This window comes from Aerolutibacter ruishenii, assembly GCF_007830115.1.
Lineage (GTDB): Bacteria > Pseudomonadota > Gammaproteobacteria > Xanthomonadales > Xanthomonadaceae > Aerolutibacter > Aerolutibacter ruishenii.
In genome coordinates this window covers 371,385-394,805 of sequence record NZ_VLKP01000001.1, presented here as the reverse complement: position 1 = coordinate 394,805, position 23,421 = coordinate 371,385, and the positions used below count along the sequence as shown (strand labels likewise).

Genomic DNA, 23,421 nt, shown 5'->3' with positions numbered 1-23,421 from the left:
GTGGGTACCGGCTACGCTGGCGGCACTCGTCGCCTGATTGGCGCCGGGGGACGGCTCGCAGGAGCGACCGCCCCGGCGCGTTTGGCGTGTGCGACATTCCGCTCCGGACCGGGGCCGCCTCCGCGGCTGACGGTCCGGCTACGACTTTCCCCCGAGTCCCCACTGCATGAGCAATGCCGCTTCCGCCCGCCCCGCGTCGCCCGCCGCCATCGCCTTCGCATTGGCGTCGGTGTATGTACTGTGGGGCTCCACCTACCTCGCGATCCGCTTCGCGCTGGAGAGCTACCCGCCGTTCCTGCTCGGCGCCATCCGCATGGCGCTGGCCGGCGCGATCATGTACGCGGTGCTCCGCGCGCGCGGCGAGGCGCGGCCCACCGGCAGGCAATGGCGCACGCTGTGGGTGCTGTCGATCTGGATGGTGCTGTTGTCCAACGGCCTGGTGAACCTGGCCGAGACCGAGGTCGGTTCCGGTCTGGCGGCGATCGCGGTGGCGTCGATGCCGCTGTTTGCCGGCGTGTTTTCCATGTTGCGCGGGCGCCATCCGTCGAGGATCGAGTGGGTGGGCCTGGTGGTCGGTTTCCTCGGCGTGTTGTGGCTCAATGCGGGCAGTGCGCTGTCGTCGTCGACGCTGGGGCTGGTGTGCCTGATCATCGCGCCGATCGCGTGGGCGTGGGGCTCCATCTGGAGCCGCGACCAGGACCTGCCCGGCCCCTTCATGTCGGCGGCGGGACAGATGCTCACCGGCAGCATCTGGATGCTGGCGGCGGCGGCGCTCACAGGCGAGCGCTTCGACGGCATGCCTTCGGGTGGCGCGACGGCAGCGATGCTGTACCTGGTGGTGGCCGGCTCCATCTTCGGCTTCACCGCCTACATCTGGTTGCTGCACCACGTGCGCCCCGCGCTGGCCACCAGCTACGCCTACGTCAATCCGCCCATCGCGGTGCTGTTCGGTGCGCTGCTGGCGGGCGAGCGCTTCACCGCGCATGACCTGGGCGCGATGGCGGTGATCCTCGTCGGCGTGGTGATCATCACCCTGGCCAAGGCGCGTGCCGGTAAACCGGTGGAAGCGCCCGCCGAATCCGAGCCGGCCGCATGAGCGCGGGCACCCGTATCGACCGCGCCGGACTATGGGGCGCGGTGGCCTCCTTCGTGCTGTGGGGGCTGATGCCGCTGTACTGGCACCTGCTCAAGGCGGTGCCGTCGCTGCAGATCGTGCTGCACCGGATCGTGTGGAGCGCGTTGCTGGTCGCGTTGTGGCTGGTGATCACGCAGGGCGGCGGCTGGTGGCGCAAGGTGAAGGCGCGTCCGCGCGCCGCGGCACTACTGGCCGTGACCAGCGTGCTGATCACCTTCAACTGGGGCCTGTACATCTGGGCGGTGAATGCCGGCCATGTGATCGAAGGCAGCCTGGGCTATTACATCAACCCGCTGGTCAACGTGGTGCTGGGCGTGCTGGTGCTGCGCGAGCGACTGAACGTGGCGCAGTGGGTGGCGGTGGGCCTGGCCGCTGCCGGCGTGCTGTGGCTGACGTTCGCGCTGGGGCAGGTACCGTGGATCGCGCTGGGCCTGGCGCTGTCGTTCGCCGTGTACGGGTTGCTGCGCAAGATCCTCGCGGTGGATGCGGTCATTGGACTGGGCGTGGAAGGCGCTTACCTGTTCCTGCCGGCGTTGGCCGCGCTGGTGTGGTTCGAGGTCACCGGCCAGGGACATTTCCTGTCCGGTTGGGGGCTGGGCATCGACCTGCTGCTGATATTCGGCGGTGCACTGACGGCGTTGCCGCTGATCGGTTTCGCCTTCGCCGTGCGCCGCGTGCCGTACACCATCGTCGGCATGCTGCAGTACATCTCGCCGACATTGCAGCTGCTGCTGGGCGTGCTGGTGCTGGGCGAGGCCTTCCCGCGCGAGCGCATGCTCGGTTTCGCGCTGATCTGGCTGGGACTGGTGGTGTTCGCCGTGGATGGGTGGCGGCAGTCGCGCCGGCGTGTTGCACCCGCGGCCACGCCACTGGAACAATGAAACAAGCGGCTGGGTGCAGGCGCATGCATGCCCATGCCGAAGGGCGTCTGCAGGGGCATGCGCGGATAAGGCGGTTGCGCGGCTGCACCGTTTAGCTGCGGGCAGCGAGCGCAATCAAGCGTGACGTTGAACCATCGCCAGTCAGTGCACTCACGTTGCGCGCAACGCCTCGGTCACCGGAATCCGCGCCGCGCGCAACGCCGGCATAAGCCCGCCGAGGAAACCGATCAGCAGCGCCCACGCCAGTCCCTGTGCCAGCAAGGCCGGCGTCACCGCGAAATTGAACGCCACCTGGGTGAACGAGCCGGGACTCAGCGTGGACACGCTGTAGCCGTTGAACATCAGGTACGCCAGCAGCGCGCCGAGCAGGCCGCCGGCCACCGCCAGCACCAGCGCCTCGGCCATCACCGAGGCGATCACCGGCAGGCGGCCAAAGCCGAGTGCGCGCAGCGTGCCGATCTCGCGCGTGCGTGCCGACACCGCCGAGTACATGGTGTTGAGCGCCCCAAACAATGCGCCGATGGCCATGATCACGGTGATCACGTTGGTCAGCAGGCCGATCAGGAAGGTCAGCGTCTCGGACTGCTTGCTGAAATATTCCAGCTCCGGTTCCACGTCCACGGTGAGCTGCGGGTCGTTCTTCAGGCGTTCGCGGAAGCCATCGAAGGCTGCCACGCTGGTCATCTGCGCCAGCACCGAGGAATAGCCGCTGCGGTCGAAGGCGTTCTGCACCGATTCGGTGTCGGCCCACAGTTCGGACTCGTGGCCATCGCCGTCGGATTCGAAGACACCGACGATGCGCCAGTCGGAGCCCTTGAAACGCAACGTGCGCCCCACCTCAAGCCCGGCGAACTGGCGCTGCGCGGCCACGCCCACCAGCAGTTCCTGCAGGCCGGGCCGGAAGCGGCGTCCCTGCACCAGCGTGAGTTCGGGCCGCAGCTCGAAGGCGTTGGGTTCCACGCCGCGCAGGGTGACGTTGGTGCCGCCGCTCTCGCCTTTGCGCGCGACCTCGGTGATGACGATGATCTCGCCCGAAGCCAGCGGCAGCCCGTCGCGGCCACGGGCGATCGCGGGGTCCTGCTTGATCAGGGTGACCAGCGCGCGGTCGAGGAAACTGGACAGCTCGGCATTGCTGCCGGCGCGCAGCACGATCGCGCGGTCCACGCGCCCGGTGGTGCCCAGCGTGCGGGTGAGGCCGGCGGACATCGACAGCATCGCCACCAGGACGGCGACCACGCCCGCGATGCCAACCACGATGACCAGCGATGCGCCCCACCGCTGCGGAATGCTTTGCAGGTTCATCCACACGATCTCGCGCACCTGGCGAAAGGCGTTGGGCAGTTCGATCATCGTGATCGCCCCGCTGGACTCATGCCATGGGGGTGCGCGCCACCTGCGTGCTGCTGGTCGCCGGGGTTCATCTCACCGCCCCGCCAATGCATCGACGATCTTCAGCCGCATCGCGCGCAGCGCGGGCGGCAGGCCCACCGCGGCGGTCAGCACCAGCACGGCCGCAGTCACGAACAGCCACACGCGCCGATCCGGCTGCAGCGGCGGAAACTCCGGTGGCAGGTTTGCGGTGATGACCGCGGCCAGCCCCATCCCCAGCGCCGCACCCAGTGCGCACAGCAGGAACGCCTCGGCCAGCACCAGCCACAGGACGGTGCGGTCGGTGAAACCCAGGCACTTGAGTACGGCCAGCTCCGGGATGCGCTCGCGCACCGCCTGGCTCATGGTGAAGCCGGTGAGGATCAGGATGGTGAAGAAAACGGCGCCGGAGATGGCGTTCATGATGAAACCGATATCGCCGAACTGGCGCAGGAAACCGAGCTGGAAATCCTGCTCGTTCTGGGTCTTGGTCTCGTCGGAGGAATTGGCGAAGCGGCGATCGATCTCCGCCGCAATGCGCGGTGAATCCAGCGGATCGGCCACGCGCACGATGAACACACCGGCCAGGCCTTTTGCGCCCTTGCTGCGCGCTTCGTCGAACTGGCCGTAGTTGAGGTACATGATGCTGGCCTGGTCCTGCCACTTGGCGTCGCGGCCGTCGAAGATGCCGACGATGCGCCACTCCCAGATCCGGCCGCCATCGGCGGTGGTCCAGATCCAGCTGTTGAGCGGCACGATGTCGCCCAGCTTCCAGCCGTATTTGTCCGCGAGTTGGCGACCGATGATGGCCCCGTCCTGGGTGGACACGAACGCGCGCCACTGGTCTTCGGGCATGACCCACTCGGGGTAGGTGTCGCGCAGTCGCTGCGGGAGCACGACGAACTGCGGGAAGCCCGCGCGCTCGTCGCGGTACTGGCCGCCAAAGAACTGCGAGGTGGCCACGCGCTCCACGCCGGGCACCGCTTCCAGCTGCGGCATCATCCGCATCGGCAACGGCTGGGTGAAGCTGGTCTTGGCCTGCACGATCAGCCGGTTGGCGCCAAGGAAATCCGCGCCGGAGTTGAACAGCGAGTTCACCGCCTGCAGCAGCCCCAGCAGCAGGAACGCCGCGGTCAGCGAGGCGAGGGTGAACCCGGTCCGCGTCTTCTTGCGGAACAGCGAACCCCACACCAGTGGCACGTATTTGCGCAGCATGGCTCAGTGCGCGCCATCCAGCGGTTCGGCGACCAAAGTGCCCTTGTCCAGGTGCACGGTGTGCTTGGCGTATTCGGCCGCCTTGGGGTCATGGGTGACCATGACGATGGTCTTGCCGAAGTCGCGGTTGAGCTGCTGCAGCAGGGTCAGCACCTCGTCGGCGGTCCTGCGGTCCAGGTCGCCGGTGGGTTCGTCGCAGATCAGCAGCAGCGGGTCGGACACCAGCGCGCGGGCGATGGCCACGCGCTGCTGCTGGCCGCCGGAGAGTTCGTTGGGTTTGTGCCTGGCGCGGTCGCCGAGGCCGACCAGTTGCAGCGCAATGCCGGCACGGTGCGCGCGTTCGGCCGCACCCATGTCGGTCAGCAGCAGCGGCAGCTCCACGTTCTTCTGCGCGGTCAGCACCGGCATCAGGTTGTAGCTCTGGAAGATGAAGCCGACGGTGTCGGCGCGCCATGCGGCCAGCGCGTCGCCGTCCAGGTCGTCGATGGCCACGCCGTCCACGCGCAGGTCGCCGTCGGTGGGCGAGTCCAACCCGCCGATCAGGTTGAGCAGGGTGGTCTTGCCCGAGCCGGACGGCCCCATCAGCGCGACGAAATCGCCGTGCGCGATGTCGAGGTTGATGTGGTGCAGCACCTCGATGCGTTCCTTGCCGCGTTCGTAGGTCTTGGTCAGGTCGCGGATCTGGACCAACGGGCGCGGGTCGCTGGCTTCCGTGCCCATTGCGGCGTGATCGGACGCGTGCATGGCGTCAACGCTTGTCAGCGGCGGTGGTCACGCGCTGGCCATCGCGCAGCTTGGCGGGCTCCAGCGCCACGGCTTCGTTCGGCTTCAGCCCGGCGATGACGTGGCGGTCGGCGTCACGCACTTCGGCCAGCTGCACCTCGCGTTGCGTGGCCTTGCCGTCCGCTACGACAAACACGTGGCCGGTCTTCGCGCGCGCGGCGGCCTTGTCATCGGTGCCTTCCGGCAACACGATGGCCTTCGACGGAATCCACACGCCCACCGGCTTGGGCGCATTGGTGCCGGCTTTCTCCAGGAAGCTCACGCGCACGCCCATGTCCGGCACGATGCGCGGGTCCTTCTGCGCCAGCGCGATGCGCACCTTCACCGTGGCCTTGGTGCGGTCGGCGGTGGGGATGATGGCGATGACCTCGCCGGGGATGCGCCAGTCGGGATAGGCATTGAGCACGGCGTCGATCGGCATGCCTGGCTGCACGCGGCCGATGTAGGCCTCGTTGACGTCCACCTGCACTTCCAGTGAATCCATGTCGACGATGGTGCCGATGCCGGTGCGGGTGAAGCCGCCGCCGGCGGAGATGGGCGACACGATCTCGCCCGGCTGCGCGGCCTTGGCGGTGACCACGCCGGCGAACGGCGCGCGCACCACGGTGTTGTCGACGCCGATCTCGGCCACCTGCAACTGGCGGCCGGCGACGGTGGCGTTGCGCTGCACGCTGGCCAGTTGCGCACGCAAGGCGTCACGCTGGGCGATGGCCTGGTCGTACTGCGCGCGGGAGACCAGCTTGTCGCGCACCAGCGCGTGCAGGCGCGTGGCCTGCGCCTCGGCTTCGCGCAGCTGCGCCTGCACCTGCGCGGCCTGGCTGCGGGTGGCAGCGAGTTGTGCGCCGGCGAGCTCGCGCTGGGCGTCGGCGTCCAACGGGTCCAGGCGGGCCAGCACCTGGCCTTCCTCCACCTTCTGGCCCTCTTCGATCAGCACCTCGCGCACCTTGCCGGTGATCTTGGACGAGACCGTGGCGATGCGCCGCGCGACGATGTAGCCGGAGGCGTCGAGCACCGAGGCGTTGGCGGGATCGGCGGCATCGCGCGCGGGGGCGGTTTCCACCGGCACCGGGCGGTTCATGCCCAGCGCCACGAACAGGCCGATCAGCGCGATGGTCGCGCCGACAACCCACGGCCACTTGCGGCGCCTGGCGCCCTTTGCGCCGGGACGGCGTTCGATGCGTAGCTGCTTCAGCATGTCTTGCGGGCGGTTCATGCGGTCGTCCATTACGGGCATGGTGCGCAGTGTGACGGTGATCGCGTGGCGTCGCCATCCTGCCGGAAGTCAGTCCTTTGCCGTCGCGGCTGCGAGGGCGTCATGCCATCGGCGTGCCGGTCGCCTGGGCGATGACGTGCTGCAGCGCCTGCAGGTGGCGCTCCAGCGCGGCGCGGCCGGCGTCGGTCAGCGAGTACCAGGTCACCGGCTTGCGGTCGGCGAAGTCGCGACGCAGCGCCAGGTAGCCCACGTCCTCCAGCTTGCGCAGCTGCGCGCCGAGGTTGCCGTCGGTGAGCTCCAGTTGCTGCTTGAAGCGGGCGAAGCTGATCTCGCCATGGCGCGCCAGCAGCACGGCGATGGCCAGCCGCACCCGGTGTTCCAGTGCGGCGTCCAGGCCTTCCAGCGCCTTCACTGCAGTGCCCCGGCCCTGCGCTGACGCTGCGCGGACAGGCCAGCCCACAACAGGGAGGCGGCAATCGCGATGCCGGTGAACGTCCAGGCATACGGCGGCTGGGCCACCACCATCACCCCGTAGGCGGCCAGCATCAGCAGTCCGCTCCAGAGGATCGGGCGATTGAGATGCAGCCCGGCGAACGCGTAACTGAGGCCGGCTACGAGCATGAACGTGCCCACCGCGGATTCGATCGGCGCGCGCCCCAGTGCCACCGGCAGCGCAGCAAGCAGGAAGCCGATGCCGCCGATCAGCCAGTGGTAGCCGTAGCGCTTGCCCAGTTCCGGATCGCTGACGCCGGTGACGCGCGCGTCGCGCGCGCCCAGCCACCAGCTGAGCAGGCCGCCGCCGATGCCGACGACGCACCAGTAGGCACCGGCGACCCGTGGGGCGAGGTCGGGCAGGGCGAACCCGACCAGCACGATCAGCGCCCAGAGAAAGTAGATCGCAGGGGTGCCGACCGGGCGCTCGCGGTGGCGCACGGTGCGGGAAAGGTAGTCCAGGTCCTGCTGCAGGCGGTCGGCGTGGGGCATGGCGGGCTCCTTGCGAATGGGTCGGTTGACGTAATGTAAAGTACTCTGAAATACAGAGTTGTCAACCTGTACCGTGACGACCACTGCCCTGTGGCCGCACGGGAGTCACCCGAAGTCATCCATGGGCTGCCGCTCAGCGGCGCGGGTGCTTCAGGCCTGCGCCTTCAACAGCGCATACGCCGCGCGCAGCCCCTGCGCCTCGCCACCGGCCGGGCGCCCGGGGCGGTCGGCATCGTTCCAGCTGTACACGTCCAGGTGCGCCCACTTCTGCCCGGCGGGCACGAAGCGCTCCAGGTACAGCGCGGCGGTGACGCTGCCGGCCATCTTCGACGGGCCGCCGTTGGCGATGTCGGCGATGCCGCTGCTGAGGTAGCGCCAGTACGGGCGCCACAGCGGCATGCGCCACAGCGGGTCGCGCAGTTGCACTCCGGCATCCAGCCACTGCTGCGCCAGTGCGTCGTCGTTGCTGTACAGCGCCGGCAAGTCCGGGCCCAGCGCAATGCGCGCCGCGCCGGTCAGGGTGGCGAAGTCGAGCAGCAGCGCCGGCTTCTGCTCGCCGGCGTAGGTCAGCGCATCGCACAGCACCACGCGGCCTTCGGCATCGGTGTTGTCGATCTCCACGCTGACGCCGGCCCGCGTGGCGATCACTTCGCCCGGGCGGTAGCTGTTGGGGCCGACGGCATTCTCGACGGCGGGCACCAGCAGGGTCATGCGCAGCGGCAGCTTGCGCGCCATCACCAGTTCGGCCAGCGCGATGGCGTGCGCGGCGCCGCCCATGTCTTTCTTCATGTTGCGCATGCCGTCGGCCGGCTTGAGATCCAGGCCGCCGGTGTCGAAGCACACGCCCTTGCCGACGATGGTGACGTGCGGGTGCGAAGCCTCGCCCCAGGTCAGCGCGACCAGGCGCGGCGCGCGGTGGCTGGCGCGGCCGACGGCGTGGATCGCGGGGAAGTTCTTCGCCAGCAGGTCATCTCCGCTGATGACTTCGATCTTCGCGCCGTGGCGCTCGGCGATCTCGCAGGCCACCTGCTCCAGCTGGTCGGGGCCCATGTGCTCGGTGGGGGTGTTGACCAGGTCGCGCACGCGGAGGCACGCGGCGAGCACGTCGCCCAGTTCGGCGGTGTCGCCGTCCAGCACCAGCTGCGCGGGCTGGCGCAGCGGCTGCTTGTAGCGGCTGAAGCGGTAGCTGCCCAGGCCCCAGCCCAGCTGCAGCGCGGCCCGCTGCTCGGGCACCAGCGCGGTGGTCAGCGCCCACGCGCGCACCGGCAGCGCGGCCGGTGCGTGACCGTAGGCGTAGGGGTCCAGCGCGTCGCCGACGCCGATCACCGCGGCGGCCAGTGCGCCGTCGGCGCCGGGCAGGGTCAGCGCGGTGCCGGCGCTGCCGTCAAAGCCCTGTGCCTGCGTCCACGCGGCCACGTGCGCGGGCTGCGCATCGCGCCAGGCGGCGAAGTCGGTGCGGCTTACCACGTGCAGCGGCAGGGCGGAGGCGGAAACGTCGGTGAAGCCGGTGGGCAGGGTCATGGGGTCAACTCGTGGGGTGCGTCGCGTCCAGCCAGTCGGCCAGCGCGGCAAGGTTGGTGAATTGCAGGTCAGGTTGCACGTCGCGGCGCGTCCAGCGGCGCGACTCGCGGTTGATCCAGCAGGTGCGCAGGCCGGCGCGATGGGCGCCGACCACGTCGGCGTCAGGGTCGTCGCCCACGTGCAGCACGTGCATCGGCGCGACATCCAACTGCGCGCAGGCGGCGTGGAAGATGCACGGCGACGGCTTGGCCTTGCCGTGCTCGCGTGCGCCCAGCTGGAAGCGGAACAGGTGCATCAGGCCGATACGTGCCAGGTCGGCGTTGCCGTTGCTGACCGCCGCCAGCGGCACGCGCGCGGCCATGCGGTCGAGCGCGGGCACGCTGTCGCCGTAGTGCTTCACGTCGCAGCGGCCGGCGAAGTACGCCTCGTAGGCAGCGGGCATCAGGGCAACGTCGTCGCCGGCCTCGGCCAGCATGCGCTCCAGCATCCACTGGCGCTGCACGGTCATGTCGTGGGCCAAGTGCGGGCGTTCGCGGTCGACCTGTTCACGCAGCTTGCGGCGCTTGGACTGCGGCCAGCAGGCGAAGCTGCGCGGGGCGTGCAGCTTCATCCACGTGTCGAGTTGCTCCTCGGCGCGGTTGATCGCCGGGCCGATGGGCCACAGCGTGTCGTCGAGATCGAAGGTGATGGCGTGGACGGGGAAGCTCACGCTGCCATTTTACCCTGCGGCGGCGGCCGCCATCGGGCCGGCCGGCATCAATCGGCGATTGGGGCTCACTCCAGCAACCGTGCCCAGCCCTCCAGGCCTTCGACCCGCTCCAGCACCAGCTTCACGCACACCAGCAATGGCACCGCCAGCAACAGGCCGATGAAGCCCCACAGCCAGCCGAACACCATCAGCGCCAGGATCAGCATCAGCGGCGAGATGGCCATGCGCCTGCCCAGCACGATGGGGGTGATGATCTGGCCTTCCAGCGTATGCAGCAGCAGGTAGATGCCGGCCGGCAGCAGCGACTGCCAGATGTCGTCGAAGGTGACGAAGCCCATCAGCAGCATCACGATGATGCCGATCAGCGGCCCCACGTACGGCGCGAAGTTGAGCAGCGCGGCCATCGTGCCCCACATCAGCGCTTCGGGCATGGGCACGCCCAGCAGCATCAACGCGCCGGCAAACACTAGGCCGACCACGCCATTGATCACGCTGATGGTCAGCACGTAGCGTGACATCTCGCGTTCGATGGACTGCAGGATCTCCACGGTCAGCCTCTGCTGCTGGCGGCCGGGCAGCAGTGCCAGCGCCTTCTTCTGCAGGTTCTCGCCGTACACCATGAAGAAGAACGTCAGCAGCACCACCGCCAGTACCGACGCGGCCATGCGCGGCGTGGTGGTCAGCGCCTTGTACGGGTCGTTGGCCTCGGTCTTGACCACCTGCACCGGCTTGGACGTGCTCTCGCCGCCGGCGGCGCGGGCGATGTTCTCCGCCGCCTTGTTGGCTTCCTGCACGGGCTTGACCATGCGTTGCAGCTTGGGCGCCACGCTGCGCATCTCGCGCGGCACCTCGCGCATCCAGTCGCCCACCGGTTCCACCAGCTGGCTGCCCAGCAGCACGGTGATGGCGATGCCGCCGATCAACACCACCAGTGCGGCAAGAAACCGGGGAAAGTACAGTCGCTGCAGCCCGCGGATGATCGGATTGCCGACCAGCGCGAAGAACATCGCCAGCAGGATCGGCAGCACCAGCCCCTGCGTGGCCCACAGGGTGAAGCCGATGGCGAGCGTGGCCAGCACCATCGCCGCCATGCTGGAGCGCGGCCGGGCCGGCAGTTCGGCTTGCGCAGCGGTGGGCGGGGCAGGGCGCTGGTCATCCTGCCCGGACGTGGGTAGGGCATCAGGGTTGGTGCCGGAGGAAGGCGGATTGGGCATGGCGGGCCGCGGTCGATCAGGCGTCGGGATGAACAGGGTCAGCGCCGGGGGATGAAGCGGATGTGGGCGATACGCGTGTGGCGCCGGCGATGGCTGCCTCCGGTGCCGCCGCCGCCGCGGCCTGGCTTGCCTCGGTCGCCGCTTCGTCGGCGCTCTGCGCGGCCACCTGCGCGCTGCCACTGGCCAGCAGGCCAGACAGCGCCGTAATCATCTGCAGCCACTGCCCGCCATCGCCCGCCGCGCGCAGCGGGCGCGCGCGGCCGACCAGGAAGCCGCTGGCCAGCCCCGCCACCACGATCCGTCCCGGCGTCCACGCCGACCGCCATGACGCCTTCACGTGCCGCACGTGCGCCACCACTGCCCGCTCGCGCGACTCCAGCGCGTCCTCGGCCTGGTGCACCTTTTCGATGAGCTGCTCGAATCCCATGCAGGGTCCTCAGGGCGGAGTGATGTCCACGCCGCGCTTGTCCTTCGCCGGCTCGCCCGCGGGGGTCTCCGGCGGCGCGGCTTCGGTTGCCTCGCGGGTGGACTCGGGCGAGCCCGGCGTGGGGGTGAATTCGGCCAGCTCGCCGATGCCCAGCCGCGCCAGCTGGCGCCGCGTGGCCTGCAGGCGGGTGTGTTCGAAATAGCGTATCGCGCTCCAGCCGCCAAACACGGTGATCGCCAGGCTGAGCAACGCGGTGAGCAGCAACGACAGTGTCCACGACCAGCCAAGCCCGTTGCTGAGGAACACGATCAGCGCGGCCATCAGCAGCAGCCACGCCGACGCGCCGAAGGCGATCGCCACGCCGGTGAAGGCCAGCGCGCGACCCAACGCGCTGCGCGCCAGCGAGATGTCCGCCAGCACCAGCGTGCGGAAGGCCTTGGCCGCATCCACCGAGGCCTTCAGCGTGGCCTTGCCGGTGTCGCCAATGTCGCGCAGCGCATCGTCCAAGCCGGGCGCGGGGCCCGTGCCAGGATCGTTGGGTGTGGCGCGGTCGTCCCCGGTCCCGCTGGCACCCATGGCTTACTTGTCGCCGCTGCGGGCCAGCTTGGCGATGATCCAGCCCGCGGCAAACGCCACGCCGAACGAGGCCAGCGGCCGCTCGCGGATCAGCTCCGCGGCGCTGTCGATCAGGTCGCGGCCCTTGTCCATCAGGGCGTCCACCTGCTCGCGGGCGGCGCCGCCGGCGTCTTCGGCCGCGGCAATGCCGGCCAGCGCGCTGTCGGCCAGGTCGGCCTTGACGTTGGCCTTGCCTACCCTGAGTTCGGCGCCGGCCGCGCTGGCGGCCTCCTTGATGGCGCTGCCGGCATCGGCCGCAGCCTGGCGCAGCTGGCCGCCGGCCTCGCCAAGGTTGGACTTCATCGAATCGGTGGCGTTCGGGCTCATCCTTACGGCTCCTTACGTGGTGTGGGGTCAGCGCATCGGCAGGTCGCCGCGTTGGTTGCCTCGCACGATGCGCAGCACCAACTGTGCCGGGGCGCGTGTGAAGCCGGCGCGGAAGCCCGGCAGATCCTCGAACTCGCCGGTGCTGGCCGCGACGATCCGGTCACCGGCCTGCAGGCCATTCTGCGCCGCGCGGCTGCCGCGGGCCACCGCCTCCACCAGCACCCCGCGCTCACCGGCCTGGCGCAGGCGCTCGGGCAGTTCGGCGAAGGTGGCGCCGGCCAGGCGCGTGTCCAGGTCGGCGCCCGCCAGCGCGCGCGGCTGCTCGTGCAGCGTCGCCGTCAGCTTGACCGGCTTGCCATCGCGCAGCACGTCCAGCGTGATGCGGCTGCCCACCGCCTGCAGGCCCTCGAAATTGCGCAGCGCATCGTGACCGTCAACGCGCTCGCCGTTGGCCGCGGTGATCACATCGCCGGGGCGCAGGCCAGCGGTGGCGGCCGCACTGCCGCCAAACACCCGGGTGACCACCGCGCCACGCGCATCGGCCGCGCCCAGCCCGGCGGCCAGGCGTGCATCCAGGTCCTGCGTCTCCAGTCCCAGCGTGCCGCGGCGCACCTCGCCGGTGGCCACCAGCTGGTCCATCACGTTGCGCACCAGGCTGGTGGGGATGGCGAAGCTGAGCCCGATGTTGCCCGCCATGCTGCCGCGCGGGTTGAAGCTGGCGGTGTTGATGCCGACCAGCTCGCCGTTGAGGTTGACCAGCGCGCCGCCGGAGTTGCCCGGATTGATGGATGCATCGGTCTGGATGAAGTTCTGGAAGCCCAGCCCGCGCAGGCCGCTGCGCCCGATGGCCGAGACGATGCCCGAGGTCACCGTCTGGCCGATGCCGAACGGATTGCCCACCGCCACCACGAAGTCACCCACGCGCAGCGCATTGGAATCACCCAGCGGCAGCGCCTGCAGCTTGTCGGCGGGAATGCGCATCACCGCGATGTCGGTATCGGCGTCGGAGCCGATGAAGTCGGCCTTGAGCGTGCGCCCGTCGGCCAGCGTCACCGACACCGCGTCGGCGCCTTCGATCACGTGGTGGTTGGTCAGCACCAGCCCGCGCTGCGCATCCACGATGACGCCCGAGCCCAGCGACTCGTTGATCCGCTCCTGGGTCAACTCGGGGAACATGCGGCGGAAGATCGGATCGCTGCCGAAGGGGCTGACTCGAACGCGTTGTTTGGTGTGCACGCTGACCACCGCCGGGGTGACCCGCGCCAGCATCGGCGCCAGCGTGGGCAGTGTCTGGTTGCCCACCGACGCCGGCAGGACGGCGGTCATCGGCGTCGAGGCGGCTGGAAGCGGTTCGGCTTCAGCCGGCGTGCGCAGGCCTTCGCGGATGGCGGTGGCGGCAAACCCGCCGAAGGTGGCGGCGAGGGACAGGGCGAGCAGCGTCTTGGTGGAGGTCTTCATCGGCGTTGCGTCGGTGGAGGACGGGGGCATGGGCGATGCGCCCACAATAAGCGGTTGTCATTCAGTTTCGAATCGGATGCTGCAATCGGGGCTGAAGGGGCCGGCCGTGACGCGATGCACTGCCTGCGCCAGCACCGGGAAAAATGCCCGTTCGCGCGCCAACCCCTGCTCCGTCTGCGCGACAGCAAAGTCAATACGCGACCGACATGAAAAAGCCGTTGACTTCCCTCGGGGTGGGGGGTAGTTTCGAATGCCGTCGCGGCCCACTACATCTTGTGGTCGGGTTGGCGGGGAATCCCAGTTTTAGGGGTTCGCTTGGATCGGTAAGGCAGCCATGGGGATTGGCGCATGAGCGAAGCAAGCATGGCCTTTGGCCCACAAAACCAGCAGTAGCCGCGGCGTGGATGACGCAGCCGCGGGCACGCGCGTCGACGGGTTTCTGTCGGGGCGACGAAAACAAGAAACCATGGTTGTGGATGCCCTCCACGACCACAATCACGGAGACAGGACAGGCATGAGCACCGTGCGCCTCGAGGCGGTAAAGATGGTCACCACAGCCAAAGACATCCCGATGCAACCCGCGTCCACGGACATCTGGGACAAGAAGTACCGGCTCAAGACCAAGACCGGCGAGGCCATTGATGCCGACATCGACGGCACCTACCAGCGCGTGGCCAAGGCGCTCGCCGAGGCCGAGCCGACCGCCGAGAAGCAGCAGTACTGGCAGGAGCGCTTCACCTGGGCGCTGCGCCGCGGTGCCATCCCCGCCGGCCGCATCACCTCCAACGCCGGCGCGCTGGAGCACAAGCCCGCCACCTCCACCATCAACTGCACCGTGTCCGGCACCATCGAGGACTCCATGGACGGCATCCTGGAGAAGGTGCACGAGGCCGGCCTGACCCTGAAGGCCGGCTGCGGCATCGGCTACGAGTTCAGCACGCTGCGTCCGCGCGGCGCGTTCGTCGCCGGCGCCGGCGCGTACACCTCCGGCCCGATGTCCTTCATGGATATCTTCGACAAGATGTGCTTCACCGTGTCGTCGGCCGGCGGTCGCCGCGGCGCGCAGATGGGCACGTTCGATGTGTCGCACCCGGACGTGAAGGACTTCATCCGCGCCAAGCGCGAGGACGGCCGCCTGCGCCAGTTCAACCTGTCGCTGCTGATCACCGACGGCTTCATGGACGCGGTACACGACGACGCCGACTGGCCGCTGGTGTTCCCGGTCAACATCAAGGAGCAGGGCGACATCGATCTCAACGATGCCGCGCAAGTGGTGTGGCGCGACTGGCCGGCGCACAAGAACTACATCACCCGCGACGACGGCCTGGTGGCCTGCAAGATCTACGGCCACATCCGCGCCCGCCACCTGTGGGACATGATCATGGTCTCGACGTACGACTACGCCGAGCCGGGCTTCATCCTGATCGACCGCGTCAACGAGATGAACAACAACTGGTGGTGCGAGAACATCCGCGCCACCAACCCGTGCGGCGAGCAGCCGCTGCCGCCGTACGGCGCGTGCCTGCTGGGCTCGGTCAACCTGACCAAGTTCGTGCGCAACGCGTTCACCGACCAGGCCGAGTTCGACTGGGAGGAGTACAAGGAAGTGGTGCGCGTGTTCACCCGCATGCTCGACAACGTGGTCGAGGTCAACGGCCTGCCGTTGCAGCAGCAGCGTGACGAGATCATGCGCAAGCGTCGCCACGGCATGGGCTTCCTGGGCCTGGGCAGCACCGTGACCATGCTGCAGATGAAGTACGGCTCCAGGGAGAGCTGCGAGTTCACCGAGCGCATCGCCCGCGAGATGGCCGTCGCCGGCTGGGAGATGGGCCTGGAGCTGGCGAAGGAGAAGGGCCCGGCGCCGATCATGGAAGAGCGCTTCGCCGTCACCGCCGAGATGCTGCGCAAGCGCCCGGAGATGGTGAAGGACGGCTGGAAGGTCGGGCAGGAAATCGAAGGCAAGGTGCTGCACGCCAAGTACAGCCGCTACATGCAGCGCGTGCACGAAGTGGCCCCGGAACTGGTGGACGAGCTGGCCGAGGTCGGCGCCCGCTTCACCCACCACAGCTCCATCGCCCCGACCGGCACCATCTCGCTGAGCCTGGCCAACAACGCCTCCAACGGCATCGAGCCCTCGTTCGCGCACCACTACAGCCGCAACGTGATCCGCGAAGGCAAGAAGTCGAAGGAGAAGGTGGACGTTTATTCGTTCGAGCTGCTGGCGTACCGCGAGCTGGTCAACCCGAAGGCCATGCCGTTCGCCGACGATGCCGCCGCCGCGCTGCCGGATTACTTCATCGCCGCCGACGACATCACGCCCAGGGAACACGTGGACGTGCAGGCCGCCGCGCAGAAGTGGGTGGACAGCTCCATCTCCAAGACCGCGAACGTCCCGACCGATTACCCGTACGAAGACTTCAAGGACATCTACACCTACGCCCACCAGCAGGGCCTGAAGGGCTGCACCACGTTCCGCTTCAACCCGGCCGCCTTCCAGGGCGTGCTGGTCAAGGAAGCGGACCTGGAGAACACCACCTACCGCTTCGAGCTGGAAGACGGCACGGTGCTGGAGGTCAAGGGCAACGAGCAGATCGAGTACGACGGCGAGATGCACACCGCCGCCAACCTGTTCGACGCGCTGAAGGAAGGTTATTACGGCAAGTTCTGACATCGGCAAACGCCGATGCCGGGCAAGTCTTGATCCTTGCGGATCACGGTGGGGGCGGACGCATCGCCCCGCGCGGAAACCGGGCCGGTTCCGCGGTCACGTTGTTGGCCCCGCAGGCGGCGCGCTTCACGGCGCGTTGCGCGCGCAGCAGGTATAGCATCGCTCCGGTAACACCCAACGTCTGTACGCATAGATGCCCGCAAGGAGGGCTGCATGAGCAACGGTAATGGAGTGACGGCGACCCTGAACCAGGCCGCCGAGAACGTGAAGGAAACCGCCAGCAACATCGGCACCGCGATCGCCAGCACCGCCGAAGATGCCGTGGCCAAGGTCAAGAAGACCGCGACCAAGGCGCGCAAGGCCGCCAAGAAGGCGGTCGGCACGGCGAAGAAGAAACTCGCCAGCGCCAGCGCCGCCGCCAAGAAGGAGGCCAAGGTGCTGAAGGCCAAGGCCACCGGCAAGAAGACCGCCGCCAAGAAGGCTGCGAAGAAGGCCGCCAAGAAGGCCACCGCCAAGAAGGTCGCGGTGAAGAAGGCCGCCAAGAAGGCGGTCAAGAAGGTGGCGAAGAAGGCCACTGCCAAGAAGGCCGCCGCCAAGAAGGCAGTGAAGAAGGCGGCCAGGAAGGCGACTGCAAAGAAGACCGCCGCCAGGAAGGCGGTGAAGAAGGTGGCGAAGAAGGCCGCCGCCAAGAAGGCCACCGCGCGCAAGGCAGTGGCCAAGAAAGTGGCCAAGAAGGCCCCAGCCAGGAAGGTTGCGAAGAAGGTCGCCAAGCGCCCCGCCAAGAAGGTCGCGAAGAAGGCTGCCAGGAAGTAAGCACGTCCCGGTACCGAACCTCCCCTGCCTGGCAGGGGAGGCCCGGACCACCCAACAATGCGACACCACCGCAATACCGCACCAGGAGCAGGGCCGATGGCCGTCAAGATCGACAAGAAAATCAAGGGCTACAGCGTCGTGACGCCGGAGGACAAGGCCAAGCAGCAGGCCCAGGCGGAGGCCGCCAAGAGCGCCGCGCCGGCCGCCGAGGCCCCGGCCGACAACGTCATCCAGATGCACGAGCGCATCGAGCGCCCGGAAATCCTGATCGGCAGCACCTACAAGATCAAATCGCCGCTGTTCGAGCACGCCCTGTACGTGACGATCAACGACATCGTGCTCAACGCCGGCACCGAGCACGAGCTGCGCCGCCCCTTCGAGATCTTCATCAACTCGAAGAACATGGACCACTTCCAGTGGATCGTGGCGCTGACCCGCATCATGAGCGCCGTGTTCCGCAAGGGCGGCGACGTGACCTTCGTGGTCGAGGAAATGAAGGCCGTGTTCGACCCGCGCGGTGGCTACTTCAAGGCCGGCGGCGTGTACATGCCGTCGCTGGTGGCCGAGCTGGGCGCGATTGTCGAGGATCACCTCAAGTCGATCGGCATGCTGCACGACCCGGAGATGAGTCCGGAGCAGCGCGCGCTGATCGCCGAGAAGCGCCGCGCGTACGAAGACCGCTCAAAAAAAAACTCTGATGTAACCGACCTGTTCCCTGAGCCGAGGGTGGCCGAGGCGCCGCGCAGCGAGGATGTTGAGGTCACCGGCGAAGGTGCCTCGTTCCCGCCGTCGGCCACCATGTGCCACAAGTGCAGTCAGAAGGCCGTGGTGATCATGGATGGGTGCGCGACCTGCCTCAACTGCGGCTACAGCAAGTGCGGGTGAGGACGGGCGGTTGAAGTTCGCAGGGAAGGGGCTTTCGCGGGCCCGGCTCCCAATCCACGCATGAACCTGCGACAGTCCAATGCCGTGAAGATCGGCCTCTCGATCGCGCTGGCGACGGGCCTGTACGGCCTCTCGTTCGGCGCGCTTGGCGTCGCGTCCGGACTCGACATCTGGCAGACCATGGCGCTGAGCCTGCTCATGTTCACCGGTGGGTCGCAGTTCGCCTTCATCGGGGTCATCGCGGGCGGTGGCACCGGCTCGGCGGCGTTTGGCGCCGCCACGCTGCTGGGCGTGCGCAACGCGGTCTACGGCATGCAGTTGAACCGGATGCTGAAGCCGCAAGGCTGGCGCAGGCTCGCGGCCGCGCACGTCACGATCGACGAATCCGCCGCCACCGCCGCCGGCCAGGTCGAGGCGGACGAGCAGCGACGCGGTTTCTGGACCGCCGGGTTGGGCGTGTTCGTGCTCTGGAACCTGTTCACGGCGGTCGGCGCGGTGCTGGGCGACGCGCTGGGCGATCCCAGGCAGTGGGGGCTGGATGGCGCTGCGGTCGCGGCGTTCCTCGGGCTGCTCTGGCCGCGCCTGCGTGCCCGCGAAGCGGCCGCCATCGCCGTGTGTTGCGCCGTGGTCACGATGCTGGCGGTGCCGCTGGCCCCGCCGGGGGTCCCGATCCTGGTGGCCGCCGTGGTCGCGGCGCTGTGGGGCTGGTTCAGCCGTGGCCCGGCGGACGAGGGGCTGGAGCCGGATGTCGACCCGGCGGACTACGAGCGCGTAGACGACAGCGCTGCACAAGACCCCGGTCGCGGGACTCCCAAGGGGAGCGCCTGATGTCGCTGTGGGGGTGGATCCTGCTCGCGAGCGCGGCCGCGTACGCCACCAAGTTGGCGGGGTACCTGGTGCCGCCGCAGTGGCTGCAGAACCCGCGCATGACGCGGGTGGCCGGCACGCTGACCATTGGGTTGCTGGCCTCGTTGACCGCGATGAATGCGTTCAGCGCCGGCCAGGCACTCGTTTTCGATGCGCGCACGCTCGCACTGGTGGCCGCCGGCGTCGCGCTCTGGTTGCGCGTGCCGTTCCTGGGGGTCGTGGTGGTGGGCGCTGCAGCGGCCGCGCTGGCCCGTGCCATGGGGATGGGCTGACCGGCTCGCCGTGGCGCCACCTAGGGAGGCGCCCAGTGTGGGACGTGTCCCTGCCAGCCCGGACCGGATCTGCCCCGCATGGGCGTCGGTGGACGTATGCGTCGCGGCGTTGCGTCCCCGTATTATTTCGATAATACTAAAAATATGGATATGAGTGCCGCTGTCACTGCCCTGGCCGCGCTGGCGAACCCGTCGCGACTGGGCATCTTCCGCCACCTCGTCGAGCTGGGGCCCGAGGGTGCCTGTCCGGGTGACTTGGTGCAGAAGTTCGATCTGCCCGGGGCGACGTTGTCGTTCCACCTCAAGAACCTCGCCCAGGCCGGGTTGATCGAGGCCGAGCGGAGCAGCCGCAACATCCTGTATCGCGCCAACTTCCAGGAAATGCAGGGGCTGGTCGATTTCCTGACCCGGAACTGCTGTGGCGGCGATCCGGGCAAGTGCGCACCCGAGGTGCGGGTGCCCGCCAGGAAGCGAACCGCATGAGTGCGCCGGCACCGACCAAGGTGTCCGGTCTGGTGCCGTTCCGGCGCGTAGCGCAGTTCAACCCACCAGGCTACGCCGGCGCAACCATGGTGGCCATCCAACTTCCATTTACCACCACCACGAGCAGAACATGAGCATCCGCGTTGGCATCAACGGCTTCGGCCGCATGGGTCGCCTCACCCTGCGCACCGCCTGGGGCAATCCCGACCTGCAGTGGGTGCACATCAATGACCCGGCCGGCGACGCCGCCACGTTGGCGCACCTGTTGAACTTCGATTCCGTGCACGGACGCTGGGACCGCGAGGCGCGCAGCGAGGGCGACACCTTGCTCATCGACGGCGTCCGCATCCCGGTCAGCCGCAACAGGGAACTCGCCGCCACCGACTGGTCGGGCTGCGACGTGGTGATCGAGGCCTCGGGCAAGTTCCGCAAGCCCGACGTGCTGCAGCCGTACCTCGACCAGGGCGTAAAGCGCGTGGTGGTGACCGCGCCGGTCAAGTCGCCCGGTACGCTGGACGTGGTCATGGGCGTGAACCACGCGCGGTTCGATCCCACGCAGCACCGCATCGTGTCCGCGGCGTCGTGCACGACCAACTGCCTCGCGCCGGTGGTCAAGGTCATCCACGAAGGCCTGGGCATCCGCCACGGCAGCCTGACCACGATCCACAGCCTGACCAACACGCAGGTCATCGTCGATGCCCCGCACAAGGACCTGCGCCGTGCCCGTGCCTGCGGCAGCGGCCTGATCCCGACCTCGACCGGCTCGGCCACGGCCATCGCCGAGATCTTCCCGGAACTGAAGGGACGCCTGAATGGCCACGCGGTGCGCGTGCCCCTGACCAACGCCTCGCTGACGGACTGCGTGTTCGAGGTGGAGAGCGCGACCACGGTCGAGGAGGTCAATCAACTGCTGAGCGATGCGGCCGAGGGCGAACTCAAGGGCGTCCTGGGATACGAGACGCGTCCGCTGGTGTCGATCGACTTCCAGACCGACCCGCGCTCGAGCATCGTCGATGCGCTGTCGACGATGGTCATCAACGGCACCCAGGTGAAGATCTACGCCTGGTACGACAACGAGTGGGGCTACGTGAACCGCACCGCCGAACTGGTGCAACTGGTCGGACGGGCGGGCTGAGCCGATGCTCGCGCGTTTGTCGCCAGACGTCCGCCAGTACCTGCTGATCACCGGCAACTACTGGGCGTTCACCCTGACCGACGGCGCGCTGCGCATGCTGGTGGTGCTGCACTTCCACCAGCTGGGCTATTCGCCGTTGCAGGTGGCGATGCTGTTCCTCTTCTACGAGATCTTCGGCGTCATCACCAACCTGTTCGGGGGCTGGCTGGGCGCGCGCGTTGGCCTCAACCGCACGATGAACCTCGGCCTGGCGATGCAGGTCGTCGCCTTGTCAATGCTGCTGGTGCCGGCGGCGCTGTTGACCGTGCCCTGGGTGATGGCGGCGCAGGCGCTGTCGGGCATCGCGAAGGACCTGAACAAGATGAGCGCCAAGAGCAGCATCAAGCTGCTCGTCCCGGGCGACCAGCAGGGCATGCTGTACCGGTGGGTGGCCGCGCTCACCGGCTCGAAGAACGCGCTGAAGGGCATCGGATTCTTCCTGGGCGGCGCGTTGCTGACCTTGATCGGTTTCAGGGCGACCATTGCCGCCATGGCGATCGCGCTGGCGGTGGTGTGGGTGCTCAGCCTGATGCTGCTCAAGCGGGATCTGGGCAAGGCCAGGAACAAGCCGAAGTTCCGCGACCTGTTCTCCAAGAGCCGCGCAATCAACCTGCTGTCGGCGGCCCGGTTGTTCCTGTTCAGTGCACGCGACGTCTGGTTCGTGGTCGCCTTGCCGGTGTTCCTGGCGCAATCACTGGGTTGGGATTTCTGGCAGGTGGGCGGGTTCCTGGCCGCGTGGGTGATCGGCTACGGCGTGGTGCAGTCACTGGCGCCGTATTTCACCGGGCGCGGCAGCGGCAGGCTGCCCGATGGTCGGACGGCATTCGCCTGGGCGGCCGTGCTCGCGGTCGTTCCGGCGGTGATGGCGGCGATGCTGGCACGGGAGCTCCCGGCCCAGACCGTGCTCATCGTGGGCCTGCTGGTGTTCGGGGTGCTCTTCGCGATCAACTCGTCGCTGCACAGCTATCTGATCGTCAGCCATGCCACTGAGGACGGGGTATCACTCGACGTGGGCTTCTACTACATGGCCAATGCGTTGGGCCGCCTGTTGGGCACGGTGCTGTCAGGTTGGGTGTTCCAGGTGGCGGGTCTTGAAGCCTGCCTGGCGCTATCGGCGGTGCTGGTGGGGATTGCCGCCCTGCTGCCGCTGGCGTTGCCCCGGCACACGAATGCGCTACCCGGCCTGGCGACCTGAGTGCTGCCGATGATGCGACCGTCGCCGCAGTGGTCAACGCCGACGGCGGGTGGCTACCAGACCAGGTCGTCCGGCACCTGGAACTGGGCGTAATACGCATCATCTTCGGATGTGGTGGGCGAAGGCTCCGAAGCCTGCCCGTGGTCGACCACGATCATGCCGGGATCGCGCTCGCGCACCTTGTCCGCGGCCACGCGCGGCAGCAACTCGAAGCGATCCCCCAGGCTGACGATCACCAGCGCGCCGGTCGACAACTGCCTGCGCAAGTCGTCATTGACCAGCAGCGTGCGGATGGCGCCATCGGCGGTGAAGCGGTACTCGCTTTCCCCCGAACGCGGCACCTTGCGGTCCTCGATGATCTGCCGCGCCTGCGCCCTTAGCTCCGCGGTGCGCGCCTGCACCTTGCGCTCCGCTTCCAGCGCACGGTCACGCTCGGCCTTCTCGGCCCGCGCGCGCTCGGCCTCAAGCTGGATCTCGTTGGGTGCGGCCGGCCCCTTGGCATGCCGGGCCTTGTTCTGCTCGCGCGCCACCTCGGCCACCTTGGACTTCTTGACCAGGCCAGCCTTGAGCAGTTGTTCCTGGAGCGGATTCGCCTTCGCCATGTCGCGGTTTCGTGTTCAGGGTTTCCGGCCCATGATACCCGTCGTCCCCACCACCCGCCGTCGCGCCCGCCGCCGATGCAGCCCCTGAAGTACCTCGCCGGTTACCCGCCGCACCTGCAGGCGCGCGTGCACGAGTTGATTGCGCAGGGCCGGCTGGGCGCGGTACTGGCCGACAAGTACCGGGACGACCACGCGGTGCGCAACGACGGCCAGTTGTACGCCTATGTCCAGGAGCTGAAAGATCGCCACCTGCGCAAGGCGGTGCCGCTGGGCAAGGTGCTCTACGACGGCAAGCTGCAGGTGATGAAGCACGCGCTCGGCACGCACACGGCCATCTCGCGGATGCATGGCGGCAAGCTCAAGGCCAGCCGCGAGATCCGCATCGCCAGCGTGTTCCGCGATGCGCCCGCGGCGTTCCTGCGGATGATCGTGGTGCACGAGCTGGCGCACCTGAAGGAAGCCGAGCACAACAAGGCGTTCTACCAGCTGTGCACGCACATGGAGCCGGACTACCACCAGTTGGAGTTTGATCTGCGGTTGTACCTGACGCAGCTGGAGGTTCAGTCCCTGGCCAGCCCCGGCCGCGCGGCAACCAATCCTGGGTAGTTAGTA

25 protein-coding genes are annotated in these 23,421 nt (G+C 68.3%); 11 read left to right on the top strand and 14 right to left on the bottom strand.

The features are described 5' to 3' along the window. Positions 1–166: 166 nt before the first annotated feature. Both yedA and rarD read left to right on the top strand, forming a co-directional pair. The gene (yedA, locus tag IP93_RS01890) at positions 167–1,096 is read left to right on the top strand and encodes a drug/metabolite exporter YedA (RefSeq protein ID WP_144811372.1); all 930 of its coding nucleotides are present in this window, start codon (positions 167–169) and stop codon (positions 1,094–1,096) included. Next, the gene (gene rarD, locus IP93_RS01885) at positions 1,093–2,016 is read left to right on the top strand and encodes an EamA family transporter RarD (protein ID WP_144811370.1); all 924 of its coding nucleotides are present in this window, start codon (positions 1,093–1,095) and stop codon (positions 2,014–2,016) included. Before yedA ends, rarD begins: the two co-directional genes overlap by 4 nt. 150 nt (positions 2,017–2,166) lie before the next feature. Here rarD and IP93_RS01880 read toward each other — a convergent pair whose 3' ends face one another. The 13 genes from IP93_RS01880 to IP93_RS01825 all read right to left on the bottom strand — a co-directional run bounded on the left by IP93_RS01880 (position 2,167) and on the right by IP93_RS01825 (position 13,850). Further along, on the bottom strand, positions 2,167–3,366 hold the full coding sequence (locus tag IP93_RS01880; protein WP_199747034.1) for an ABC transporter permease: 1,200 nt from the start codon (positions 3,364–3,366) through the stop codon (positions 2,167–2,169). 72 nt (positions 3,367–3,438) lie between these two features. Further along, on the bottom strand, positions 3,439–4,599 hold the full coding sequence (locus IP93_RS01875) for an ABC transporter permease (RefSeq protein WP_144811368.1): 1,161 nt from the start codon (positions 4,597–4,599) through the stop codon (positions 3,439–3,441). A 3-nt stretch (positions 4,600–4,602) separates the two neighbouring features. Beyond that, positions 4,603–5,343, bottom strand: coding sequence for an ABC transporter ATP-binding protein (locus IP93_RS01870; protein WP_242006686.1), 741 nt, complete (start codon positions 5,341–5,343; stop codon positions 4,603–4,605). 4 nt (positions 5,344–5,347) lie between these two features. Continuing rightward, complete coding sequence (locus IP93_RS01865) at positions 5,348–6,595, bottom strand: efflux RND transporter periplasmic adaptor subunit (protein ID WP_144811365.1); 1,248 nt, start codon at positions 6,593–6,595, stop codon at positions 5,348–5,350. A gap of 100 nt (positions 6,596–6,695) precedes the next feature. After that, on the bottom strand, positions 6,696–7,007 hold the full coding sequence (locus IP93_RS15595) for a transcriptional regulator (protein WP_158636248.1): 312 nt from the start codon (positions 7,005–7,007) through the stop codon (positions 6,696–6,698). Continuing rightward, complete coding sequence (locus IP93_RS15590; protein ID WP_158636247.1) at positions 7,004–7,579, bottom strand: hypothetical protein; 576 nt, start codon at positions 7,577–7,579, stop codon at positions 7,004–7,006. The genes IP93_RS15595 and IP93_RS15590 overlap by 4 nt, the downstream gene beginning before the upstream one ends. A gap of 150 nt (positions 7,580–7,729) precedes the next feature. Continuing rightward, entirely contained in the window at positions 7,730–9,100 is a 1,371-nt protein-coding gene (locus tag IP93_RS01855; RefSeq protein ID WP_144811362.1) for a leucyl aminopeptidase family protein, read from the bottom strand. A gap of 4 nt (positions 9,101–9,104) precedes the next feature. After that, a complete protein-coding gene (locus tag IP93_RS01850; RefSeq protein WP_144811360.1) occupies positions 9,105–9,809 on the bottom strand; it encodes an HAD family hydrolase in 705 nt (234 codons plus the stop codon). A gap of 65 nt (positions 9,810–9,874) precedes the next feature. After that, complete coding sequence (locus IP93_RS01845) at positions 9,875–11,023, bottom strand: AI-2E family transporter (RefSeq protein ID WP_144811358.1); 1,149 nt, start codon at positions 11,021–11,023, stop codon at positions 9,875–9,877. Between the two features lie 16 nt (positions 11,024–11,039). Beyond that, positions 11,040–11,450: a hypothetical protein gene (locus IP93_RS01840; RefSeq protein ID WP_144811357.1), complete on the bottom strand. Its 411-nt coding sequence runs from the start codon at positions 11,448–11,450 to the stop codon at positions 11,040–11,042. Positions 11,451–11,459: 9 nt separating this feature from the next. Continuing rightward, on the bottom strand, positions 11,460–12,026 hold the full coding sequence (locus tag IP93_RS01835) for a phage holin family protein (protein WP_242006685.1): 567 nt from the start codon (positions 12,024–12,026) through the stop codon (positions 11,460–11,462). Between the two features lie 3 nt (positions 12,027–12,029). Continuing rightward, positions 12,030–12,392, bottom strand: coding sequence for a hypothetical protein (locus tag IP93_RS01830; protein WP_144811355.1), 363 nt, complete (start codon positions 12,390–12,392; stop codon positions 12,030–12,032). A gap of 27 nt (positions 12,393–12,419) precedes the next feature. Continuing rightward, a complete protein-coding gene (locus tag IP93_RS01825; RefSeq protein ID WP_144811353.1) occupies positions 12,420–13,850 on the bottom strand; it encodes a Do family serine endopeptidase in 1,431 nt (476 codons plus the stop codon). 514 nt (positions 13,851–14,364) lie between these two features. Between IP93_RS01825 and IP93_RS01820 the strand changes: the two genes are divergently transcribed. The 8 genes from IP93_RS01820 (at position 14,365) to arsJ (ending at position 22,207) form a co-directional block, all read left to right on the top strand. Further along, a complete protein-coding gene (locus IP93_RS01820) occupies positions 14,365–16,518 on the top strand; it encodes an adenosylcobalamin-dependent ribonucleoside-diphosphate reductase (protein ID WP_144811352.1) in 2,154 nt (717 codons plus the stop codon). Between the two features lie 213 nt (positions 16,519–16,731). After that, positions 16,732–17,331: a hypothetical protein gene (locus IP93_RS15585; protein ID WP_158636246.1), complete on the top strand. Its 600-nt coding sequence runs from the start codon at positions 16,732–16,734 to the stop codon at positions 17,329–17,331. A 96-nt stretch (positions 17,332–17,427) separates the two neighbouring features. Continuing rightward, positions 17,428–18,216, top strand: coding sequence for a TSCPD domain-containing protein (locus IP93_RS01810; protein ID WP_144811350.1), 789 nt, complete (start codon positions 17,428–17,430; stop codon positions 18,214–18,216). Between the two features lie 60 nt (positions 18,217–18,276). Further along, on the top strand, positions 18,277–19,044 hold the full coding sequence (locus IP93_RS01805; protein ID WP_144811348.1) for an AzlC family ABC transporter permease: 768 nt from the start codon (positions 18,277–18,279) through the stop codon (positions 19,042–19,044). Then, positions 19,044–19,355, top strand: a complete 312-nt coding sequence (locus IP93_RS01800) for an AzlD domain-containing protein (protein ID WP_144811347.1) — start codon at positions 19,044–19,046, stop codon at positions 19,353–19,355. Before IP93_RS01805 ends, IP93_RS01800 begins: the two co-directional genes overlap by 1 nt. Positions 19,356–19,505: 150 nt before the next feature. Continuing rightward, a complete protein-coding gene (locus tag IP93_RS01795) occupies positions 19,506–19,838 on the top strand; it encodes an ArsR/SmtB family transcription factor (protein WP_425480009.1) in 333 nt (110 codons plus the stop codon). Between the two features lie 130 nt (positions 19,839–19,968). Continuing rightward, positions 19,969–20,973, top strand: coding sequence for an ArsJ-associated glyceraldehyde-3-phosphate dehydrogenase (locus tag IP93_RS01790; protein WP_144811343.1), 1,005 nt, complete (start codon positions 19,969–19,971; stop codon positions 20,971–20,973). Positions 20,974–20,977: 4 nt separating this feature from the next. Further along, entirely contained in the window at positions 20,978–22,207 is a 1,230-nt protein-coding gene (arsJ, locus tag IP93_RS01785; RefSeq protein ID WP_144811342.1) for an organoarsenical effux MFS transporter ArsJ, read from the top strand. A 53-nt stretch (positions 22,208–22,260) separates the two neighbouring features. Here the strand turns inward: arsJ and IP93_RS01780 are convergent, their stop codons facing one another. After that, complete coding sequence (locus tag IP93_RS01780; RefSeq protein ID WP_144811340.1) at positions 22,261–22,809, bottom strand: DUF2058 domain-containing protein; 549 nt, start codon at positions 22,807–22,809, stop codon at positions 22,261–22,263. Positions 22,810–22,884: 75 nt separating this feature from the next. Between IP93_RS01780 and IP93_RS01775 the strand changes: the two genes are divergently transcribed. Beyond that, positions 22,885–23,415, top strand: coding sequence for a M48 metallopeptidase family protein (locus tag IP93_RS01775; RefSeq protein WP_144811338.1), 531 nt, complete (start codon positions 22,885–22,887; stop codon positions 23,413–23,415). Positions 23,416–23,421 lie beyond the last annotated feature (6 nt).

What these genes read in the sequence shown, in the direction of transcription:
- yedA (WP_144811372.1), top strand. Translation starts at nt 167, where the DNA reads ATGAGCAATGCCGCTTCCGCCCGCCCCGCGTCGCCCGCCGCCATCGCC.
- rarD (WP_144811370.1), top strand. Translation starts at nt 1,093, where the DNA reads ATGAGCGCGGGCACCCGTATCGACCGCGCCGGACTATGGGGCGCGGTG.
- IP93_RS01880 (WP_199747034.1), bottom strand. Translation starts at nt 3,366, where the DNA reads ATGATCGAACTGCCCAACGCCTTTCGCCAGGTGCGCGAGATCGTGTGG.
- IP93_RS01875 (WP_144811368.1), bottom strand. Translation starts at nt 4,599, where the DNA reads ATGCTGCGCAAATACGTGCCACTGGTGTGGGGTTCGCTGTTCCGCAAG.
- IP93_RS01870 (WP_242006686.1), bottom strand. Translation starts at nt 5,343, where the DNA reads ATGCACGCGTCCGATCACGCCGCAATGGGCACGGAAGCCAGCGACCCG.
- IP93_RS01865 (WP_144811365.1), bottom strand. Translation starts at nt 6,595, where the DNA reads ATGAACCGCCCGCAAGACATGCTGAAGCAGCTACGCATCGAACGCCGT.
- IP93_RS15590 (WP_158636247.1), bottom strand. Translation starts at nt 7,579, where the DNA reads ATGCCCCACGCCGACCGCCTGCAGCAGGACCTGGACTACCTTTCCCGC.
- IP93_RS01855 (WP_144811362.1), bottom strand. Translation starts at nt 9,100, where the DNA reads ATGACCCTGCCCACCGGCTTCACCGACGTTTCCGCCTCCGCCCTGCCG.
- IP93_RS01845 (WP_144811358.1), bottom strand. Translation starts at nt 11,023, where the DNA reads ATGCCCAATCCGCCTTCCTCCGGCACCAACCCTGATGCCCTACCCACG.
- IP93_RS01840 (WP_144811357.1), bottom strand. Translation starts at nt 11,450, where the DNA reads ATGGGATTCGAGCAGCTCATCGAAAAGGTGCACCAGGCCGAGGACGCG.
- IP93_RS01835 (WP_242006685.1), bottom strand. Translation starts at nt 12,026, where the DNA reads ATGGGTGCCAGCGGGACCGGGGACGACCGCGCCACACCCAACGATCCT.
- IP93_RS01830 (WP_144811355.1), bottom strand. Translation starts at nt 12,392, where the DNA reads ATGAGCCCGAACGCCACCGATTCGATGAAGTCCAACCTTGGCGAGGCC.
- IP93_RS01825 (WP_144811353.1), bottom strand. Translation starts at nt 13,850, where the DNA reads ATGAAGACCTCCACCAAGACGCTGCTCGCCCTGTCCCTCGCCGCCACC.
- IP93_RS01820 (WP_144811352.1), top strand. Translation starts at nt 14,365, where the DNA reads ATGAGCACCGTGCGCCTCGAGGCGGTAAAGATGGTCACCACAGCCAAA.
- IP93_RS15585 (WP_158636246.1), top strand. Translation starts at nt 16,732, where the DNA reads ATGAGCAACGGTAATGGAGTGACGGCGACCCTGAACCAGGCCGCCGAG.
- IP93_RS01810 (WP_144811350.1), top strand. Translation starts at nt 17,428, where the DNA reads ATGGCCGTCAAGATCGACAAGAAAATCAAGGGCTACAGCGTCGTGACG.
- IP93_RS01805 (WP_144811348.1), top strand. Translation starts at nt 18,277, where the DNA reads ATGAACCTGCGACAGTCCAATGCCGTGAAGATCGGCCTCTCGATCGCG.
- IP93_RS01800 (WP_144811347.1), top strand. Translation starts at nt 19,044, where the DNA reads ATGTCGCTGTGGGGGTGGATCCTGCTCGCGAGCGCGGCCGCGTACGCC.
- IP93_RS01795 (WP_425480009.1), top strand. Translation starts at nt 19,506, where the DNA reads ATGAGTGCCGCTGTCACTGCCCTGGCCGCGCTGGCGAACCCGTCGCGA.
- IP93_RS01790 (WP_144811343.1), top strand. Translation starts at nt 19,969, where the DNA reads ATGAGCATCCGCGTTGGCATCAACGGCTTCGGCCGCATGGGTCGCCTC.
- arsJ (WP_144811342.1), top strand. Translation starts at nt 20,978, where the DNA reads ATGCTCGCGCGTTTGTCGCCAGACGTCCGCCAGTACCTGCTGATCACC.
- IP93_RS01780 (WP_144811340.1), bottom strand. Translation starts at nt 22,809, where the DNA reads ATGGCGAAGGCGAATCCGCTCCAGGAACAACTGCTCAAGGCTGGCCTG.
- IP93_RS01775 (WP_144811338.1), top strand. Translation starts at nt 22,885, where the DNA reads ATGCAGCCCCTGAAGTACCTCGCCGGTTACCCGCCGCACCTGCAGGCG.